At 43.3% G+C, this 17,166-nt stretch carries 6 protein-coding genes and 3 rRNA genes; 7 read left to right on the top strand and 2 right to left on the bottom strand.

Annotated features, from left to right (window positions below; all coding sequences use genetic code 11):
- Positions 1-70 precede the first annotated feature (70 nt).
- The 7 genes from radA to C7E02_RS09430 all read left to right on the top strand — a co-directional run bounded on the left by radA (position 71) and on the right by C7E02_RS09430 (position 12,269).
- Positions 71-1,441, top strand: a complete 1,371-nt coding sequence (gene radA / locus C7E02_RS09460; RefSeq protein ID WP_105309419.1) for a DNA repair protein RadA — start codon at positions 71-73, stop codon at positions 1,439-1,441.
- A gap of 33 nt (positions 1,442-1,474) precedes the next feature.
- On the top strand, positions 1,475-3,400 hold the full coding sequence (locus C7E02_RS09455; protein ID WP_105309418.1) for a BMP family ABC transporter substrate-binding protein: 1,926 nt from the start codon (positions 1,475-1,477) through the stop codon (positions 3,398-3,400).
- A 6-nt stretch (positions 3,401-3,406) separates the two neighbouring features.
- A complete protein-coding gene (locus C7E02_RS09450; protein ID WP_029732326.1) occupies positions 3,407-4,048 on the top strand; it encodes a metallophosphoesterase family protein in 642 nt (213 codons plus the stop codon).
- A 744-nt stretch (positions 4,049-4,792) separates the two neighbouring features.
- Positions 4,793-6,323, top strand: a 16S ribosomal RNA gene (locus tag C7E02_RS09445).
- 220 nt (positions 6,324-6,543) lie between these two features.
- A 5S ribosomal RNA gene (gene rrf / locus C7E02_RS09440) occupies positions 6,544-6,661 on the top strand.
- Between the two features lie 533 nt (positions 6,662-7,194).
- Positions 7,195-10,001, top strand: a 23S ribosomal RNA gene (locus tag C7E02_RS09435).
- The 16S, 23S and 5S rRNA genes sit together here, the layout of an rRNA operon.
- 399 nt (positions 10,002-10,400) lie before the next feature.
- Entirely contained in the window at positions 10,401-12,269 is a 1,869-nt protein-coding gene (locus tag C7E02_RS09430; protein ID WP_105309417.1) for a glycoside hydrolase family 2 protein, read from the top strand.
- Positions 12,270-12,370: 101 nt separating this feature from the next.
- Here C7E02_RS09430 and C7E02_RS09425 read toward each other — a convergent pair whose 3' ends face one another.
- The gene (locus tag C7E02_RS09425; RefSeq protein ID WP_105309416.1) at positions 12,371-14,554 is read right to left on the bottom strand and encodes a YhgE/Pip domain-containing protein; all 2,184 of its coding nucleotides are present in this window, start codon (positions 14,552-14,554) and stop codon (positions 12,371-12,373) included.
- A gap of 2 nt (positions 14,555-14,556) precedes the next feature.
- Entirely contained in the window at positions 14,557-17,091 is a 2,535-nt protein-coding gene (locus C7E02_RS09420; protein WP_105309415.1) for a YhgE/Pip domain-containing protein, read from the bottom strand.
- Positions 17,092-17,166: the final 75 nt, after the last annotated feature.

Genomic DNA, 17,166 nt, shown 5'->3' with positions numbered 1-17,166 from the left:
GAAATGATAAATCAAGGGTTAAGAGTGGATTTATAAGTAGAAATATAAAAAAGATATAAGGGAATCGTACATGGCAAAAGGTAAAAAAAGTATATTTTTCTGTCAGAACTGTGGACATGAAGAAAGCAAATGGCTTGGGCAGTGCCCGATGTGCAAGGAATGGAATACATTTGTAGAAGAGAAAGTTTCAGTAACAAGAGGAAGTACGGCTGCAGTGCAGCAGGTAAGGAATGCGAAAGACGCGAAGGTAGTGACACTTTCCAGTATTACGACTGATGACGATGAGCGGATGCAGACGGGGATTCTGGAACTTGACCGAGTGCTTGGTGGTGGAATCGTGCCTGGATCGCTTGTGCTGGTGGGAGGTGATCCGGGAATCGGTAAATCAACACTTCTCCTGCAGGTATGTCAGAAGTTATCAGGACAAAGCCGTAAGATATTATATATTTCCGGGGAAGAATCGTTAAAGCAGATTAAACTGCGTGCGAATCGGATGGGAACATTTTCTGAGAGTTTGTTTCTGCTGTGCGAAACGAATCTTGGAATGATACGTCATGTGATAGAAGAACAGCATCCAGATATGGTCGTGATCGACTCAATCCAGACGATGTATAACGAAGAGGTCGCGTCGGCACCGGGAAGCGTGTCTCAGGTGCGTGAATCGACCAATGTATTTATGCAACTTGCAAAAGGACTTAATATTTCCATATTTATTGTAGGACATGTGACAAAAGAAGGCACAGTTGCAGGCCCACGCGTATTGGAACATATGGTGGATACGGTGTTATATTTTGAAGGAGACAGACATGCATCTTACCGGATTCTGCGTGGGGTGAAGAATCGTTTTGGATCTACGAATGAGATCGGCGTGTTTGAGATGCAAAAAGGGGGCTTGGTGGAGGTAGAGAATCCGTCCGAGTATATGTTATCAGGGAAACCGGAAAATGCATCGGGTTCTGTTGTGGCATGTGCAATGGAAGGAACAAGACCGATGCTCATGGAGATTCAGGCACTTGTATGTAAGACGAACTTTGGAATGCCGAGACGTACGGCAGCAGGGCTTGATTATAACCGAGTCAATCTTCTGATGGCAGTTCTGGAAAAACGTATGGGAATGCCGCTTTCCGCGTATGATGCATATGTGAATATTGCAGGAGGAATCCGGCTGAATGAGCCGGCAGCAGACTTAGGAATTGTGATGGCGATTGCATCAAGCTATAAAAATCGCCCAATTGATGAGGATACCATCGTGTTTGGCGAAGTAGGATTAAGTGGAGAGGTGCGGGCCGTGACCATGCCGGAACAGAGAGTATCAGAAGCAAAAAAACTGGGATTTAAAAGATGTATTGTCCCTGCAGTTTCCATGAAGACGATTGGAAAGATGGAAGGAATAGAGATACTAGGAGTAGAAAATGTAAACCAGGCTATGAATCTTGTGTAACGGCTGAAAGAGATATGAACAGGAGAGTAAAAGATGGCGTTAAAAGACTATAATAAAGCATTTCGTTATGGGAAAAAAGAATATGAGAGCCGACTTCTTGCAGGGCGGAAGCCGACTTTGGAATCTTTGGACGAAGTATTACCAGATGAGGCATTATCAACAGAATCACTGGGACTTGTTCAGATTCCGATCGATCAAATAGTTGGAACAAGATATAGTGGTAGAAGCAGTGCATTTGCAAGTAATTTTATGCCAATATTGGAGAGTAATACGGAGTTTGCAATCAAATGGGCAAAACTCAGCACTTCTCATGAAAAGGAAGGAATTCATGAGCCAATCAAGGCGTGGGAGTATATGAATAAATTCTATGTAGAAGAGGGAAATAAGCGTGTCAGTGTCATGAAATTTTTTGGCGCAATTTCCATTCCGGGAACGGTAACGCGTATTCTTCCGAAGAAAACGAATGATAAAAACGTAAAAGTTTATTATGAATTTGTGAATTTTTACAGAGTGTCTAAAGTAAATTATATTACATTTTCAGAAGAAGGACAGTATGCACAGCTCATAAAAGAGATGGGAAAACATCCGGATGAGTACTGGACAGATGATGACAGACTGATTTTCAGTTCTGTGTATGCAAGATTTACAGCGGCATTTCATGCACATGGTGGACAAGAACTGGAAGTTTCATCAGCAGAGGCATTTCTTTCATTTTTACATCTATACGGTTATAAACGAGTAGAAGAAATGTCAGTAGAAGAAATTAACGAACTTGTGAAGAAAGCATGGGAAGAATTTGTTCTGCTTCAGTATAATGATGAGGAAAAAGTAGAATTGAAAATGACTCCGACAGAAGATAAGCCATCTCTGTTTGAAAAATGGCTTCCTCTCGGTGGCAATAAAGAACCATCTCATTTGAAAGTAGGATTTATCTATGCGAAGACACCACATTCTTCTGCGTGGACATATAGTCATGAACTGGGACGCAGGCATCTTGAGCAGACATTTCCAAATGAAGTCACGACGGTAAGTTATGAAAATATAACAGAAAAAAATATAGCATCAGCCCTGGAGGAAGCTATTCATGCGGGTTGCAATATTATATTTACGACAACTCCGACATTTGCGCAGGAAAGTTTAAGAGCGGCAATTACACATCCGGAAGTAAGAATCTTAAACTGTTCTTTGAATACGACGCACCGCTACATCCGGACTTATTATACTCGTATGCATGAGGCGAAGTTCCTGATGGGGACAATTGCAGGGGAAATGGCTGAAAACGATAAGATTGTCTATATTGCGGATTATCCGATTTTGGGAACAATTGCACAGATTAATGCATTTGCACTTGGAGCGCAGATGACAAATCCAAGAGCGAAGGTGTATTTAGAGTGGTCTACGCTGAAAGAACAGGATATTGAGAAAAGAATTGACGAGATAGACCCGAATTGTATTTCGGGAAAAGATATTATCGTACCAGATGATAATAATCATTTTTATGGAGTATATCATCGCGAAAGTGGTGGAGGTGAGCAGAAGAATCTTGCAATGCCACTGTGCCACTGGGGAAAATTCTATGAAGAACTGATCCGTACAATTATGGCAGGAAACTGGGAACAAGATAACGATGTGGAAAAAGCAATTAATTACTGGTGGGGAATGCCGACAGGGGTAGTAGATGTTATTTGTTCAAAAAAACTTCCGGCGGGTACAGTCCGGCTGGTCAATGTATTAAAGCATAATTATAAAACGGGACAATTTCATACATTTACAGATCAGATGTATGCACAGGGACATATACTTAAGGAAAAGAAAGGTGAAAAGCTGTCTCCGGAAGAAGTAATCGAGATGGACTGGCTGGCAGAGAATATTATAGGAAGAATACCAAAGATTGAAGAATTACAGGAGCAGGCCAAACCGGTTCTTACACAACAGGGGATTGAGACGAGGAAGGGATAAAGAACAATGCGAATAATGGTAATTGCAGACGAAGAGTCGAAATACCTTTGGGATTTCTTTGACAAAAGCAAACTGGAAGGTGTGGACTTAATTATATCCTGTGGTGATCTGAATCCAAATTATCTGTCTTTTCTTACAACATTTGCAGCTGCTCCGGTACTGTATGTGCATGGAAACCATGATGAAAAATATGATCGTATCCCACCAGAAGGTTGTATTTGCATTGATGATAAAATTTATGAATTTGAAGGCTTGCGAATTTTAGGACTTGGTGGTTCCATGCGTTATAGTGGTGGAAAATATCAGTTTACAGAACGCGGAATGAGGAAAAGAGTGAAGAAACTATGGTTTCAATTGCTAAAACACCGTGGTTTTGACATTTTGGTCACACATGCTCCGGCATATCAGATCAATGACGGAAGAGATCTGCCACATCAGGGATTTCAAGTGTTTATAGAGCTGATAGAGAAGTACAGTCCGAGGTTCTTCGTACATGGACATGTGCATATGACTTACGGAAGGCAGCATAAAAGATGTGATAAATATAAGAGCACACATATTATCAATGCATATGAAAGATATGTATTTGATTATGAAGATGATGAGATGAGCCCATTGAAGTTTGGAAAAATCGTAGGACAACAATAAGTTTAAGGCTGGCACGTAGTATTTTAGCAAAATACTACGTGTCAAACTGCGTTTAATGGAAACTCTTCTCGCAAAATAAGATACTTTAATTGCAATTTTGGGTATTAATTTGGGGGAAATGTAATTCAAACTGCAAATATGAACAAGTAAAGCGAAATGTGATAATTAGAATTGTGTAAATTGTGTAAATTGTGTAAATTATGCAAATAAAATAAATAATAATATTAACAATTCTGGACAGGCATGATATATTATACAAGCTGTTGCGTGAGACAAGACTGGAAAGTGCTTAAGAGCTCATGGGAACGCAAAAAAAATAAATGAAATTTCTTGTTGACAAATGTCGATAGAAATGATATTCTAGATAAGCTGTTTCGAACGACAGAGATGATCGAAGCGGACAGCAAAAAAGAAAAATGAAAAATAAAAAAGTTGTTGACAAGCGATTGTGAATGTGATAATATAAATAAGCTGTCGCTGAGACGACGACAAAGAAAAAGAACCTTGATAATTAAATAATAGACAACAACCCTGAAGATTCTTTAAGAGAAAATTCAGAACGGACATTGAATAAAATAAATGAAGTTCGACTTCGTCGAACGGCTTTCATACTAAATTCGTGAAAGGCCTCATTAAGTATTCAATGCCAACCTTAAAACAGTAAAAGGGATAAGAAAGCTAGTAGTTTTCTTGACCTGGAACGAACTTTGATTTTAAATCCGAGTCAAATCGGAATTAAGATTTTTAAACGAGAGTTTGATCCTGGCTCAGGATGAACGCTGGCGGCGTGCTTAACACATGCAAGTCGAGCGAAGCACTTAAGTTTGATTCTTCGGATGAAGACTTTTGTGACTGAGCGGCGGACGGGTGAGTAACGCGTGGGTAACCTGCCTCATACAGGGGGATAACAGTTAGAAATGGCTGCTAATACCGCATAAGACCACAGTACTGCATGGTACAGTGGTAAAAACTCCGGTGGTATGAGATGGACCCGCGTCTGATTAGGTAGTTGGTGAGGTAACGGCCCACCAAGCCGACGATCAGTAGCCGACCTGAGAGGGTGACCGGCCACATTGGGACTGAGACACGGCCCAGACTCCTACGGGAGGCAGCAGTGGGGAATATTGCACAATGGGCGAAAGCCTGATGCAGCGACGCCGCGTGAAGGATGAAGTATTTCGGTATGTAAACTTCTATCAGCAGGGAAGAAAATGACGGTACCTGACTAAGAAGCCCCGGCTAACTACGTGCCAGCAGCCGCGGTAATACGGAGGGGGCAAGCGTTATCCGGATTTACTGGGTGTAAAGGGAGCGTAGACGGCTGTGCAAGTCTGAAGTGAAAGGCATGGGCTCAACCTGTGGACTGCTTTGGAAACTGTGCAGCTAGAGTGTCGGAGAGGTAAGTGGAATTCCTAGTGTAGCGGTGAAATGCGTAGATATTAGGAGGAACACCAGTGGCGAAGGCGGCTTACTGGACGATGACTGACGTTGAGGCTCGAAAGCGTGGGGAGCAAACAGGATTAGATACCCTGGTAGTCCACGCCGTAAACGATGACTGCTAGGTGTCGGGTAGCAAAGCTATTCGGTGCCGCAGCTAACGCAATAAGCAGTCCACCTGGGGAGTACGTTCGCAAGAATGAAACTCAAAGGAATTGACGGGGACCCGCACAAGCGGTGGAGCATGTGGTTTAATTCGAAGCAACGCGAAGAACCTTACCTGATCTTGACATCCCGATGACCGCTTCGTAATGGAAGCTTTTCTTCGGAACATCGGTGACAGGTGGTGCATGGTTGTCGTCAGCTCGTGTCGTGAGATGTTGGGTTAAGTCCCGCAACGAGCGCAACCCTTATCTTCAGTAGCCAGCATTTAGGGTGGGCACTCTGGAGAGACTGCCAGGGATAACCTGGAGGAAGGTGGGGATGACGTCAAATCATCATGCCCCTTATGACCAGGGCTACACACGTGCTACAATGGCGTAAACAAAGGGAAGCAGAGCCGCGAGGCCGAGCAAATCTCAAAAATAACGTCTCAGTTCGGATTGTAGTCTGCAACTCGACTACATGAAGCTGGAATCGCTAGTAATCGCAGATCAGAATGCTGCGGTGAATACGTTCCCGGGTCTTGTACACACCGCCCGTCACACCATGGGAGTCAGTAACGCCCGAAGTCAGTGACCCAACCGAAAGGAGGGAGCTGCCGAAGGTGGGACCGATAACTGGGGTGAAGTCGTAACAAGGTAGCCGTATCGGAAGGTGCGGCTGGATCACCTCCTTTCTAAGGAAGATGGATAAAGTAGGCTGCAAAGCAGCCGAATCAATCCAACTAAAACGGAAGATGGATAAAGTAGGCTGCAAAGCAGCCGAATCAATCCAACTAAAACGGAAAAAGTAAGGGCTGTTGTCTGTTATTTAGTCATCAAGGACTGAGCGCGGAATTGGACGCGCGAAGGACATAATGACAAGTTATCAGTTCCGTAAAAAGAACGAATAACATTTCCGGTGGCGATGCGCTTAGGGGTAACACCCGTTCCCATCCCGAACACGATGGTTAAGACCTAAGCGGCCGATGGTACTTTACTGGAGACGGTACGGGAGAGTAGGTGGCTGCCGGATTGAAAAAATAAACTGGTTTTACCAGTGATCAGAGAGCTGAAGAGATTCAACTTCCTGATGGCTGATAAAACAGTCAAATGCTTACATTGCACCTCAAGAACTTCGTTCTTTCGGTCGCGTGCAGGCACGCTATGAAACAGAATATTTCACAGCTTATGAATGCAAGCATTCAACGCAGAAAATATTCGTTTCGCAATGTACCTTGAAAATTGCATATAAGAAATATAGATAAGATATTAAATATCTAATCAAGACATCCGAGGTAATTGTTATAAACAGAGTAATAATTACTACACAATTCGAAGAAAACGAATCCAAAAAATTGACCTAGAAGCCAACGCATGCAACGCTATGCATGTGTCGATGAAGAAAGCAACCCGTAGGCGGCGATGTCAAACCGGTTAGCTCACAAGCTTTGCTTGTTTCGCTATCCTTTGCTTCGCAAATGATTGCAGAACTTCAGACGGTTCCAGATGAATGCAAGCATTCCTCTGAGAACAGTCAGAACTTCCGCACCGCTTTCGACATCTATTGGTTATGCTAATAAGAGCGTATGGTGGATGCCTTGGCACTAAGAGCCGATGAAAGACGTGATAAGCTGCGAAAAGCTTCGGGGAGGAGCAAATATCCTATGATCCGGAGATCTCTGAATGGGGAAACCCACCTGAGCAAACCTCAGGTATCCTAACGCCAATACATAACGTTAGGAGGGGAACCCGGTGAACTGAAACATCTAAGTAGCCGGAGGAAGAGAAAACAACATGTGATTCTGGAAGTAGCGGCGAGCGAAACCGGAAGAGCCCAAAACGGAGTGCGAGCACTCCGGGGTTCGGACCGCNGCATGGCGGTATCCAGAGTAGGTCGAGACACGTGGAACCTTGACTGAATATGCGGGGACCACCCCGTAAGGCTAAATACTCCTTAGTGACCGATAGCGCATAGTACTGTGAAGGAAAGGTGAAAAGGACCCCGGGAGGGGAGTGAAAAAGAACCTGAAACCATATGTTTACAAGCTGTGGAACCACTTTAAATGTGGAACCGCGTACTTTTTGTAGAACGGTCCGGCGAGTTACGCTGGCTGGCGAGGTTAAGTCCTTAAGGGATGGAGCCGAAGGGAAACCAAGTCTGAATAGGGCGAAGAGTCAGTCGGAGTAGACCCGAAACCGGGTGACCTATCCATGTCCAGGATGAAGTTGCCGTAAAAGGCAATGGAGGTCCGAACCCACATCCGTTGAAAAGGGTGGGGATGAGGTGTGGATAGGGGAGAAATTCCAATCGAACCCGGAGATAGCTGGTTCTCCTCGAAATAGCTTTAGGGCTAGCCTCATACAAGTCTTGCGGAGGTAGAGCACTGAATTTCCTAGGGGGCGTCAAAGCTTACCGAAGAATATCAAACTCCGAATGCCGCGTAGATGGTGTATGGGAGTCAGACTGCACGAGATAAGTTGGGTAGTCAAAAGGGAAAGAGCCCAGACCTGCAGCTAAGGTCCCAAAATGTGTGTTAAGTGGAAAAGGATGTGGGATTTCGAAGACAACTAGGATGTTGGCTCAGAAGCAGCCATACATTCAAAGAGTGCGTAATAGCTCACTAGTCGAGAGGTCCGGCGCCGAAAATGTCCGGGGCTGAAACACACTGCCGAAGCTCAGGAATGTACTTGTACATTGGTAGAGGAGCATTGTATACGGGAAGAAGCAGTACCGATAAGGAGCTGTGGACTGTATAGAAGAGAGAATGCCGGAATGAGTAGCGAGAGGAAGGTGAGAATCCTTCCGGCCGAATATCTAAGGTTTCCAGAGTAAAGCTGATCTGCTCTGGGTAAGTCGGGGCCTAAGGCCAGGTCGAAAGACGTAACCGATGGACAACAGGTTGAAATTCCTGTACCGCGATATAACAGAACTGTGGGGACACGTGTGGAGAGCACAAGCCGGGAATGGAAAGCCCGGCGCAAGCGAGGTAGGAGTCGTACCGGCAAATCCGTACGGCAATCCGAAGACGTGATGCGTACCGAAATAAGAGTAGGGAAGAGTGTGAGCCATGCGTCAAGAAAAGCCGCTATTGTTTGTATCGCGCCCGTACCGTAAACCGACACAGGTGGATGAGGAGAGAATCCTAAGGCCGACGGGAGAAGCATTGTTAAGGAACTCGGCAAAATGACTCCGTAACTTCGGGAGAAGGAGTGCCACTGAGAGGTGGCCGCAGAGAATTGGCCCAAGCAACTGTTTAGCAAAAACACAGGTCTATGCAAAACCGAAAGGTGAAGTATATGGGCTGACGCCTGCCCGGTGCTGGAAGGTTAAGGGGAGAGGTTAGCGCAAGCGAAGCTTTGAACTTAAGCCCCAGTAAACGGCGGCCGTAACTATAACGGTCCTAAGGTAGCGAAATTCCTTGTCGGGTAAGTTCCGACCCGCACGAAAGGCGTAATGATTTGGGCACTGTCTCAACAATGCACCCGGTGAAATTGAAATACCAGTGAAGATGCTGGTTACCTGCGCCAGGACGGAAAGACCCCATGGAGCTTTACTCCAGCTTGATACTGGGATTCGGTATTGCATGTACAGGATAGGTGGGAGGCTTTGAAGCGGTGACGCCAGTTGCCGTGGAGCTGCTGTTGGGATACCACCCTTGCAGTACTGGGTTTCTAACCAGCGGCCTTTAACAGGTCGGGGGACAATGTCAGGTGGGGAGTTTGACTGGGGCGGTCGCCTCCGAAAGGGTATCGGAGGCGCTCAAAGGTTCCCTCAGAATGGTCGGAAACCATTCGAAGAGTGCAAAGGCAGAAGGGAGCTTGACTGCGACACCGACGGGTGGAGCAGGTACGAAAGTAGGACTTAGTGATCCGGTGGTATAAAGTGGGATTGCCATCGCTCAACGGATAAAAGCTACCCTGGGGATAACAGGCTTATCACTCCCAAGAGTTCACATCGACGGAGTGGTTTGGCACCTCGATGTCGGCTCATCGCATCCTGGGGCTGAAGTAGGTCCCAAGGGTTGGGCTGTTCGCCCATTAAAGCGGTACGCGAGCTGGGTTCAGAACGTCGTGAGACAGTTCGGTCCCTATCCGGCGTGGGCGTAGGATATTTGAGAGGAGCTGTCCTTAGTACGAGAGGACCGGGATGGACTGGCCGCTGGTCGATCTGTTGTTCCGCCAGGAGCATAGCAGAGTAGCCAAGCCGGGACGGGATAAACGCTGAAGGCATCTAAGCGTGAAGCCCCCCTCAAGATGAGATATCCCAACGAAAGTTGTAAGACCCCTTGAAGACGACGAGGTAGATAGGACAGAGGTGGAAGTGTGGTAACACATGGAGCTGACTGTTACTAATAGGTCGAGGGCATAACCAAGTAAGGTGGATAGGTAAGATGTTAAAAAGTTTCTTATATGCAGTTTTGAAGGTACATATTTTATATAAAATAAACATTAACCTGGAATGAGAGGCACGTCTGAAAGAGAAATCTTTTGGGCGTGTTTTTTGTGTGCTCAATTTTATATTTACTTCGATGTATTTTACATAATATAATATATAAGATGCCAGGGTCAAAAGGTCTAAATCCACATGAGCTTGCTCATAAGTGGATGAAAGACCTTGGGATCCGCCCCAATATGAGCCTAAAAGTGGGAGTGCAACGCACGGAACAATCCGTAGGCATCATAGTTGGGGCTTTTGCCCCCAACATCATATATAAATAATACAAGGATTATGCAAGATTGTACAATAAAGAAATGATATCTGTGAGGGAAAGATGAAAGAATTATTTACACAATGGGGAAGAAATCTAGATTCTGAACATGTTTTACAGGAATATCCAAGACCAATTATGATGAGAGAAACGCATTATGAAATTTTAAATGGCTGGTGGGAATATGCCTTTACACAGAATCAGAAGAAACCAAAGCAATATGATGGAAAAATATTAGTCCCGTTTTCACCAGAGAGTGTTTTATCAGGGGTATCCAGGCAGTTAATGCCGAATGAATATTTGTGGTACAGAACAAAGATAAAGTGTCAGGAATGGGATAATAAGGCATTACAAGAACGACTATTATTACATTTTGGAGCAGTAGATCAAAGTTGTAAAATCTGGATGAATGGACACTTTGTAGTAAGTCATGTGGGTGGTTATCTGCCATTTTCCTGCGATATTTCGGAGTACGTTCATAGTGGAGAGAATGAATTGGTAATTATGGTACAGGATCTGTCAGATACATCGTATCATGCAAAGGGCAAACAAAAATTGAAACGTGGAGGGATGTATTATACTGCTCAAAGTGGAATATGGCAGACTGTGTGGATGGAATATGTTCCGCAAGACCGGATAAAAAATGTAGAAACTAAATATATAAAAACTGGAAAACAAAAAGGAAAGCCAACTTTAAATAATTGCGTAAATGCATCGGAGAAGGTAAAAATATATATTCAGACAGTCTCAGAACAGAAAGATTTGACTGTACAAATAGATATTAGATTTCCGAAGATATATGCGAATGCAGAAGATAATGTAACGGATTTTATTGCATTATCACACACGATACCTGATGTGCAAAAATCAATATCAGGAAGAGCAAATACATGGATAGAGGTAGAAATTCAAAATGCAAAATACTGGTCTTGTGAAACTCCATATTTGTATTATTTTCATGTATCATTGATTGAATGTGAGGATGAGACAGATAAGACAGATAAGAAGCACATTTTAGATGAAGTGGAAAGTTATTTTGCGATTCGTGATTTTACAATTCAACAGGATGAAGACCATATTCCGCGCATTTATTTGAATAACAAGAAGTGCTTTTTGAAAGGAGTTCTGGATCAAGGCTATTGGCCGGATGGTCTTTATACAGCACCTTCAGAAGAAGCATGGATCTTTGATATTCTGGAAATGAAAAAAATAGGATTTAATATGGTCAGAAAGCATATTAAAATAGAACCGCAACGCTGGTATTATCATTGTGACCGGCTTGGAGTGATTGTGTGGCAGGATATGGTAAATGGAGGAGAAAAGTATCAGAGTTGGTTCGTCACGTATCTGGCAACGGTGCTGTCCGGATTGGGGATTACAGTAAAAGATCATTATTCCAGATTATTTGCAAGACGAAGTCAGAAAGGAAGAATTGAATTTATCAACGAGGTAAAAGAAACGATTCAGTTACTAAAAAAACATCCGAGTATATGCACATGGGTCATTTTTAATGAAGGATGGGGACAATTTGCTACACAACGAATCACGGATATGGTGAGAAAGATAGATTCAGAACATTTGATAGATTCAGCAAGTGGTTGGTTTGATCAGGGAACAGGAGATTTTCAAAGTATACATAATTATTTCTTCCCTTTAAAAGTTAAACCGGAAGACGTCAGAGCAGCCGTATTGAGCGAATACGGAGGTTTTACATTAGAAGTAGAAGAACATACTGCATCAGAAAAGAAATATGGTTATGGAGGCTATAAAACGAAGACAGAGTATCAGAAGGTCTATCGTCAACTAGAATATAAAATAAAAAAATTAGAAGGACAGGGATTATGTGGATGTGTGTATACACAATGGAGTGATATAGAAGATGAGATTAATGGAATCTATACATATGACCGTGAAGTAAATAAATTGAGTTAGAGTAGAAAAAACGATTCTTGATGATCGCACTGCGGCGGATAAGAAGTATGTTGCATACTGCGACCCGCCGCAGGCGGAGAATCTAGAAAGCGAGATTCTTTTTAGATCAGGTGTGTACTTTCCAATTTTTCTGTAAATGCATCATTTAACTTGATGACTGGTTTCCTGAGGATCAGACCGAGCAACAATGCCGGAATCAGGAAGAGTGCCAGTTTTCCAAGTTCAATCCAGTAGTTCATGCCATAGAAACCGGCGATGCATTCACGCATAGCGTTCATGCTGTGCACAAATGGAAGTAAAGGATATACTTTCCGGAAAAATTCCGGCGCACACTGAATTGGGAAAGTTCCACCACTTCCGGCTACCTGCATGACCATCAGCACAACTGCGATTGCTTTACCGATATCTCCAAAGGAAACAGTCAAAGCGTAAATAATGTTTACATATACAAGACTGCTAAAGCATCCTGCCAGTACAAATAATACAGGATGTTCACATTGGATGCCCAGGAAATAAAGATCGCCAAGACAGATCAATGCGCTCTGTAAAAATCCTATACAAAGGAGAAGAAGAATGCGTCCAATATATAACTGGTGTTCTTTCGGATTATTTAATTTGTGTTTTAAGTTGTCTGAAACATTTACTTTTAACATGGCAGCCATTACAACTGCGCCGACCCAAATCGCGAGTGTTGAGTAGAATGGAGCCATAGCAGATCCATAGTTCTCGATAGGGTAGATATGTGTTTCATTAAGCTTGACCGGTGATGCAAGGAATGAACCAATTGCCTCCGGATCCTCAGAGAGAAGGCTGGTCAGTAATTGGATGCCGTTGTCATCGGAAGATAGCATTGCAGTTGCTGCATTAGACATTTTACCGGATGCTTCATATAAAAGAGAAGCGGAATCTGATAAAGCTTTCTGTACCTCTGTGAGATTTCCAGCTGCAGAGCCTGTCACCCCGGAAATGTCTTTCAGACTGTTATCTAACTGTCCAAGCAGTGAAGTAATAGAATTGCTTGTGCTAGTCAGATCATTTGCCAGATTATCCAGACTACCCTTAACATTGTTTTCATAATCTTTTTTCACAGTACTGATTGAAGAATTACTCTGAGCGATCAAGCTGTCAATATTGTTCTTTAATTCGGTTGCATTTGCAGTTGCGGAAGTAATACCAGTAGCTGCATCGTTAATGGCATCACGGATTGCTTCTTGAGAAGCTTTCGCTTTCTGAATATTGCCGATTGCCTGCATAAGCATACCTTTTAAATATGGCTCAGTAATAGAGTCAGCAATTTGGCTCAGAGAGTTTTCCAGTGACTGGTAACCATCTATCAGATTCTGCACACGTCCACTTACGGCAGTCAGTGCATTTGCACAAGCCTGTGCGTCTGAATTATAGGAATCCAGTGCATTCCCAACACAGGTGGATACCGCACTGTAGAAGGAAGCGCTCTGTGAAAGTGCCTGGTTGATGGAATCTGTTGTTCCTGTTAAAGCTGAATTCAGGGAATCAATACCATTTCCAGCCACGCCCAGAGCATTTACACTGGCTTTTGTACCGGAACCGGACTGACTTAAGAATTCTGTAGTGGTATTCAACATAATTGCCGCAGAATTTGCCATATCGGAAAATGCCTGTACAGTGCCGGCGGCAGAGGATAAGTCTGTTGAAATCTGCGCCAGTGCGGCTGAGAGGTTGTCGGCGATTGTCTGATCATCGGTCTCGTCAGCAACGTTATTAACAAGCTGAAAGGCTTCTAATGCGGTCTGGGATACCGTCTGTACAAATGTATCATTAATTTGCTGCTGTACGGCATTTGCGCCTTTTACGGTGACTTTTGGGGCAATTGCGTTTTCCTTTTCATTGATATAATATTTGATTTCAGGATGTGTTACATTGGATGTGAAAATACTCATCATGTCTTTACTGAAATCTTTTGGGATTACGATTGCTGCATAATATTTTCCGGATTTTACTCCTTCTTTCGCTTTCTTAGCACTTGTAAATGTCCAGTCAAGCTGCGAGTTACCTCTAAGAGTTGTAAGAACCTGATCTCCAAGGTTAAGGTTTACTGAGAGAAGTTCACCACTATAACCTTCATCAGAGCTTGCTACAGCAACTTTTAAGTTTCCTGTATTTCCGTATGGATCCCAGCTTGCAGCGATATTGAACCACGCGTAAAGAGTCGGAATAACAGTGATTCCCATAATAACGATCATGGCAATGACATTTTTATGGATCTTCATTAAATCATACTTAAAAATGCGAAGAATATTTTTCATGATTATTCCTCCTCCTTTCCACGGAATTTTTTCACCATCTCATCAAAAGACATACCAGCCAGCTGTTGTTGCTCGGCGAGTCTTGTGTGAATGAATTCTACAATAATAAGCCATGTTGCGATGGCAATGATAGATATGATCCAAAGAACCAAAAATACAATTTTCGATTCCAGACTGAACATCAGTATCAGGAAGATCAGCGGAATAATAGTGATCGCAAGGAAACCATAGCGAATCATTTTCCGATAATTCTGTTCAAAATTCTGAGCTTTCTCAGCGGTCTGTGTACGTAAGTCGTCTTGTGAAAGAGAGGCTTTTAAAAGCATAGACAACTGAGCGCTCCTGCTTAATTGATCATCTGGTTCTTCGCAGACCATAAATTCTGTTTCAGACAGCTTCAGGTCGAACAGGCGGTTCAGTCCTGCCAGAAGAGGTCTTATTCCCAGTCCGATTAAAAGTGCAATCGGAACGTAGCAGAGCAAGATGAAAAGGTTGTGGATATAAACACTTCCATACATACCTGCAATTGCTTCACGCATCGCAGCAACTCCATAAGTGAATGGAAGAAGCGGGTGTATTTTCTGGAAAAATACCGGTGTCATTTCAATCGGATAGGTTCCGGAAGATCCTGGAATCTGAAGAATGACAAAGATTACACATAACGCTTTTCCAATATGCTTAAATGTCAGTGACAGAGCATAAATAATGTTGACATATACAAAGGAGCATACAAGCCCGGTCAGTACCAGCGCAAATGGGTGACGGCACTGAACGCCTGGAAGAAATACATCTCCGACACATACGATCAGTCCCTGGACAAGACCTAGCAGCATGTATAAAAGCCAGCGCCCAAAATACATATTTGTGGCACTGTAAGAACGCATGGATCTGTCACGGTCTACTTCCATTTTGAAGATAGCAATCAGGACGATTCCTCCAACCCAGATTGCCAGGTTCGAATAGAATGGTGTCATGGAAGAACCGTAGTTTTTAACAGAATAGTAAGTTTCTGTATCCACATTTACCGGAGATGATACGAATTCAGCAATCGTATCGGAATCAATGCCTTCCAAAGAGGTAAGCTTCTGGAATGTCTCAGAACTTGTAATCGCATTGATGTCGGTACGGACGTTGTCCAGTCGGTTGATTACGGCATTCAGAGAGGACTGTGTTCCATTCAGTACGTTGTTCAGTTCTGTGAGGCTTGTGCCAAGCTGTGTCAGAATACTGTTTAACTGCTCAGTGGTAGCAGGTACACCGTTCAGTATTCCGTTCAGTTCACCTGTCAGACTGGAAAAAATATCCATAGTCTGATTCAACTGTGGAAATACGTTCTCATCAAGAGAGGTACGAAGACTCTGAATACCACTTAAGTTTGCTTTGTTGATTGTTTCCAACTGTGCAAGTGTATTGGTTGTTGTGGAAAGTGCGTTGCTGATACCATCGTTTCCGGCAGTCAGGCTGCTGATCAACTGTTGATTGCTCTGGTTCTGCTCAGAAAGTTTTGCGAGAGCAGAGTTGATTATATCGGACTGTGCCGGTAATTGTGAAGCAAGCTGCTGCAGTGTTGCAATAATTTCACCGTTTTTGGTATTGACTTCCTGGGCATTATTCAAAGCATTTCCCACTTTCTGATTAATATCAGAAGCCTGGCCAGACAGCTTGCCGAATCCTTCAGAAGCCTGGCCATAAGCCTGTTCAATAATACTCAGACCATTTGAAATAGACTGGGATAATGCGGAAGTGAAGTCTCCGGTAGCTGTTCGTGTCTCCTTTAATACGCTGTCTGCATCGGAAAGTGCATTTGCACCGGAAGTTGCTGCGTCGCCTAAAGCAGATGTGGCACTTTTTGCGTTATCGATCAAAGTCTGTGTACCACCGACACTGGAATTGAAGGAATCCAGAATCTTTTGGTACTCGGCAATATTATCATTTACTTTGTCAAGCATTGACACAAGATCAGAATTGACAGTATCGATAGTACCGGCCAGGTCAGTAACAGACTGCTTTAATACATTTGAAACCGATTCAGATGCAATGGATGAAAAGGTATTGTTGATTTGAAGCTGGATTGTGCTGGCACCACTGTCTGTGATTTTTGGTGCAATTGCATTGATTTTTTCATTAAGATAATAATCCAGTTTCGGAGTCTCCATCTTGCCGGAGAGGATACTCAGAAGAGAACTGCTAAAATCTTCCGGAATTACGATTGCCGCGTAATATTTTCCGGATTTGACTCCTTCAACAGCATTTTCTTCATCCGTAAAAGTCCATCCGAGTTGATCATTTTCTTTTAAATTTTTAATGATTTCATTCCCGGCATTGATTGTAAGATCATTGCTTGTTGCATCTTTGTCGTTATTGGCAATGGCTACTTTAATGCCGGAGGTGTTGCTGTATGGGTCAATATTGGCTGCAATATTGAACCAGGCATACAGAGAGGGGATAATACATACGCCGATCATGACCAGCACGGCAGCAGGACTGCGAAGCAGACGTTTCATGTCCCGGCGGAAAATCCGAAATGCGTTCCTCATAAGTAAAATGCTCCTTTTGTGTAAATATTTTTCTAGTAATAGATACGATGTTGATTATCTTATCAAAAAGTATTA

The sequence above is a fragment of the Dorea sp. Marseille-P4042 genome (assembly GCF_900290215.1).
Taxonomy (GTDB): domain Bacteria; phylum Bacillota; class Clostridia; order Lachnospirales; family Lachnospiraceae; genus Dorea; species Dorea formicigenerans.
The sequence above is the reverse complement of the archived record's forward strand: the minus strand, read 5'-3'. Positions and strand labels throughout refer to the sequence as shown.

What these genes read in the sequence shown, in the direction of transcription:
- C7E02_RS09425 (WP_105309416.1), bottom strand. Translation starts at nt 14,554, where the DNA reads ATGAAAAATATTCTTCGCATTTTTAAGTATGATTTAATGAAGATCCAT.
- C7E02_RS09455 (WP_105309418.1), top strand. Translation starts at nt 1,475, where the DNA reads ATGGCGTTAAAAGACTATAATAAAGCATTTCGTTATGGGAAAAAAGAA.
- C7E02_RS09420 (WP_105309415.1), bottom strand. Translation starts at nt 17,091, where the DNA reads ATGAGGAACGCATTTCGGATTTTCCGCCGGGACATGAAACGTCTGCTT.
- C7E02_RS09430 (WP_105309417.1), top strand. Translation starts at nt 10,401, where the DNA reads ATGAAAGAATTATTTACACAATGGGGAAGAAATCTAGATTCTGAACAT.
- radA (WP_105309419.1), top strand. Translation starts at nt 71, where the DNA reads ATGGCAAAAGGTAAAAAAAGTATATTTTTCTGTCAGAACTGTGGACAT.
- C7E02_RS09450 (WP_029732326.1), top strand. Translation starts at nt 3,407, where the DNA reads ATGCGAATAATGGTAATTGCAGACGAAGAGTCGAAATACCTTTGGGAT.